The following is a 3,359-nucleotide window of genomic DNA, read 5'->3' as shown; positions in this document are numbered from 1 at the left end:
TTCCGGCGTCGTAGTCCGGTCCGGTCGGTGGCCGGCCGGTGGTCAGGCCGTGGTGGAGCGAGCAGGAGACTCCGACGAAGGTGCCGGACGCCGCGGTGCTCGTGCCCGGGCCGGACGCAGTTGCCGCGGCGGCAGCGGTGGTGGCTTCCGTGGAGGCCACCTCGTACGAGAGCGGGGAGCCGTCGCCGGCGGCGGCCTCCGACGACGAACGCCCGCTCTCCTACGTGCCCTTCTACGGCATCCCGTACGTCCCGCTGCCCACGGTCGACCGGCACCGCATGCGTGTCAGATCCTGACGCCGCCGGCCCGGAGGTACGCCACCGGGTCCACGTCCGAACCGAAACCGGGCCCCGTCCGCACCTCGAAGTGCAGATGCGGGCCCGAGCTGTTCCCGGTGGAGCCCGAGCGGCCGATGCGCTGACCCGCGCTCACCGACTGCCCGTCCCGCACGGAGATCGCCGACAGGTGGGCGTACTGGCTGTAGCGGCCGTCGGCGTGCCGGACCACGACCTGGTAGCCGAACGAGCCGCCCCACCCCGCGCTGACGACGCTGCCCGCCGCGACCGACTTGACCGACGTGCCGGTGGGCACGGGGAAGTCGATGCCGGTGTGGTAGCCCTTCGACCAGGAGGAGCCCGCCTTGCGGTAGGGCGTACCGAGGGAGGCGCCGACGGGGGCGACGAGGCCCTGCCGGGTGGCCGTGGACCGGCCGGCCCGCTCCTCGCCCTCGTCGTGGGTCCGCTCCTTGGAGCGCTCCTTCGGCCGCTCCTTGGCGCGGTCCTGGACCGGCTTCTTCGTCGAGGGCTTCGCCGACGGCGCGGGCCGGTGCGCCGGACGCGTCTTCGTGGCGCCCTCGCCGCGCAGCGCGAGGCGCTGGCCGGGCACGATCAGATCGGGGTCGGAGCCTATGGCCGAACGGTTGGCCGCGTACAGGCCCCGCCAGCCGCCCCGGACGTCCTGGTCGTCCGCGATGCCGGAGAGGGTGTCGCCGTGGACCACGGTGTACATCTCGGCGTTGCCCGCGCGGGACTGCGGCGTCGACTGCGGCCGTACGTCCTCGATCGAGGTCTTCCTCTTCGTGTCCTTCTGCTTCGTGTCCTTCTGCTTCGTGCGCTCGGCGGCCGGCCGGATGCCGGGATCGCCGCCGCCCCGGGTCAGTCCGGCCCGTACCGAGCAGACCGGCCAGGCGCCGGGGCCCTGCCCGTCGAGGACCTTCTCCGCGACGGCGATCTGCTGGTCCTTGCTCGCCAGGTCCGCGCGGGCCGCATAGGCCCGGCCGCCGTAGGCCTCCCAGGTGGACCGGGTGAACTGCAGTCCGCCGTAGAAGCCGTTGCCGGAGTTGATGCTCCAGTTGCTGGTGGACTCGCAGGCGGCGACCTTGTTCCAGGTGTCCATGTCGGCCGCCTGGGCGGCGCCGGTGCCCATGAACGGCAGTGCCATGCCCGCGCCGCCCGCCGTGACGGTGAGTGAGGCGCGGTTGATCCTGTTCGGCTGATACCGGCGGTGCCTGCCGCGTACGGCCATCGGATGCCCCCTAGACATGCGTCTGGAGGGGCAAAAGTAAGCGCTGCGAACCGGCCAGAACAAGACGGCTTTTCGCCGCCCGGGAGCCCAAATGGCCGGTATGAGGCCCCTGTTGTGCGACGTGCGCCACGGTGGTGCACCGTGGACGGCACACGGTGCGCGGGTGCGCCGTGCGCGGGGAGGCGTGCCTCGGCTGAGTGCGAGGGGGCTCTCGTCCGTATCAGCCTGCGCGAGTCGTGCGACCCGGGCGTGCGCACGAAGTAGCGGCACGTCAGGATGGTCGACGGAGGGTGCCCGAGGGCATCCTCACCGCCAGCACCGATACCGAGGCTTTTAGGAGCGAACCGAATGAGCAGTACAGCGCAGATCGGCGTCACGGGTCTCGCGGTCATGGGCCGCAACCTCGCCCGCAACTTCGCCCGCAACGGCTACACGGTCGCGGTGCACAACCGGACGCCCGCGCGCATGCACGCCCTGGTGGAGGAGTTCGGCGGCGAGGGTGAGTTCGTCGCGTGCGAGAGCGCGAAGGACTTCGTGGCGGCGCTGGAGCGGCCGCGGCGCCTGGTCGTGATGGTGAAGGCCGGTGAGCCGACGGACGCGGTGATCCAGGAGTTCGCGCCGCTGCTGGAGCCCGGCGACATGATCATCGACGGTGGCAACGCGCACTTCGCGGACACCCGGCGCCGGGAGCGCGACCTGCGCGAGCAGGGCATCCACTTCGTCGGCATGGGCGTCTCCGGCGGTGAGGAGGGCGCGCTGAACGGCCCGAGCATCATGCCGGGCGGCCCGAAGGAGTCCTACGACTCGCTGGGCCCGATGCTGGAGAAGATCTCGGCTAAGGCCGCCGACGGCTCGCCGTGCGTCTCCCACGTCGGTCCGGACGGTGCCGGGCACTTCGTGAAGATGGTGCACAACGGCATCGAGTACGCGGACATGCAGCTCATCGGCGAGGCGTACCAGCTGCTGCGGGACGTCGCCGGGTACTCCCCCGCCGAGATCGCGGAGATCTTCCGGACCTGGAACCGGGGCCGTCTCGACTCGTACCTGATCGAGATCACGGCCGAGGTGCTGTCGCACGTGGACGCGGAGACGGGCAAGCCGTTCGTCGACGTGGTGGTCGACCAGGCCGAGCAGAAGGGCACCGGACGCTGGACCGTGCAGATCGCCCTGGACCTGGGCGTGCCGGTGTCCGGCATCGCCGAGGCGGTGTTCGCGCGCTCCCTGTCCGGCCACGCGGCCCTGCGGGACGCCTCGCGCGAGCTGGCCGGCCCGAAGGCGCAGCCGCTGAGCGAGGCGGAGGCCCGGGCGTTCGCGGACCGGGTGGAGCAGGCGCTGTACGCCTCGAAGATCGTGTCGTACACGCAGGGCTTCCACGAGATCGACGCCGCCCGTGGCGAGTACGGCTGGGACATCGACCTCGGTGCGGTGTCCGCGCTGTGGCGGGGCGGCTGCATCATCCGCGCGGCGTTCCTGGACCGGATCCGCGCCGCGTACGACGCCCGGCCCGACCTGCCGAGCCTGCTGTCGGACGCGACGTTCGCGCAGGAGATCGGGGACGCCCAGGACGACTGGCGCGAGGTGCTGGTCGCCGCGACCCGCCAGGGTGTGCCGACGCCCGGTTTCGCCGCGGCCCTCGCCTACTACGATGCCCTGCGCGCGGAGCGGCTGCCTGCGGCGCTGACGCAGGGGCAGCGGGACTACTTCGGTGCGCACACGTACCGCAGGGTGGACCGTGACGGCTCGTTCCACACGCTGTGGGGCGGGGACCGGTCGGAGACACGCAGGAGACGGTCACGGACTGGAAGGACCGCTACGGCCTGCCCGCCTCGGTGGAC

At 72.0% G+C, this 3,359-nt stretch carries 3 protein-coding genes; 2 read left to right on the top strand and 1 reads right to left on the bottom strand.

The annotated features are described in order from the left end of the window. Positions 1 to 149 precede the first annotated feature (149 nt). Positions 150 to 296: a hypothetical protein gene (locus ABZ281_RS43190; protein WP_356663597.1), complete on the top strand. Its 147-nt coding sequence runs from the start codon at positions 150 to 152 to the stop codon at positions 294 to 296. On the opposite strand, the gene ABZ281_RS43185 is transcribed toward ABZ281_RS43190, so the two are convergent. Further along, complete coding sequence (locus ABZ281_RS43185) at positions 286 to 1,524, bottom strand: transglycosylase family protein (RefSeq protein WP_356663595.1); 1,239 nt, start codon at positions 1,522 to 1,524, stop codon at positions 286 to 288. The two genes, ABZ281_RS43190 and ABZ281_RS43185, sit on opposite strands and share 11 nt — an antisense overlap. 348 nt (positions 1,525 to 1,872) lie before the next feature. On the opposite strand from ABZ281_RS43185, the gene gndA reads away from it, so the two are divergent. Further along, positions 1,873 to 3,359 (top strand): NADP-dependent phosphogluconate dehydrogenase (gndA, locus tag ABZ281_RS43180; protein WP_356663593.1); only part of this gene is annotated, 1,487 nt, incomplete at its 3' end.

This window comes from Streptomyces sp. NPDC006265 (assembly GCF_040613555.1).
Classification (GTDB): Bacteria; Actinomycetota; Actinomycetes; order Streptomycetales; family Streptomycetaceae; genus Streptomyces.
Note: the sequence above shows the minus strand (reverse complement) of the source record. Positions and strands in the feature narration are given on the sequence as shown.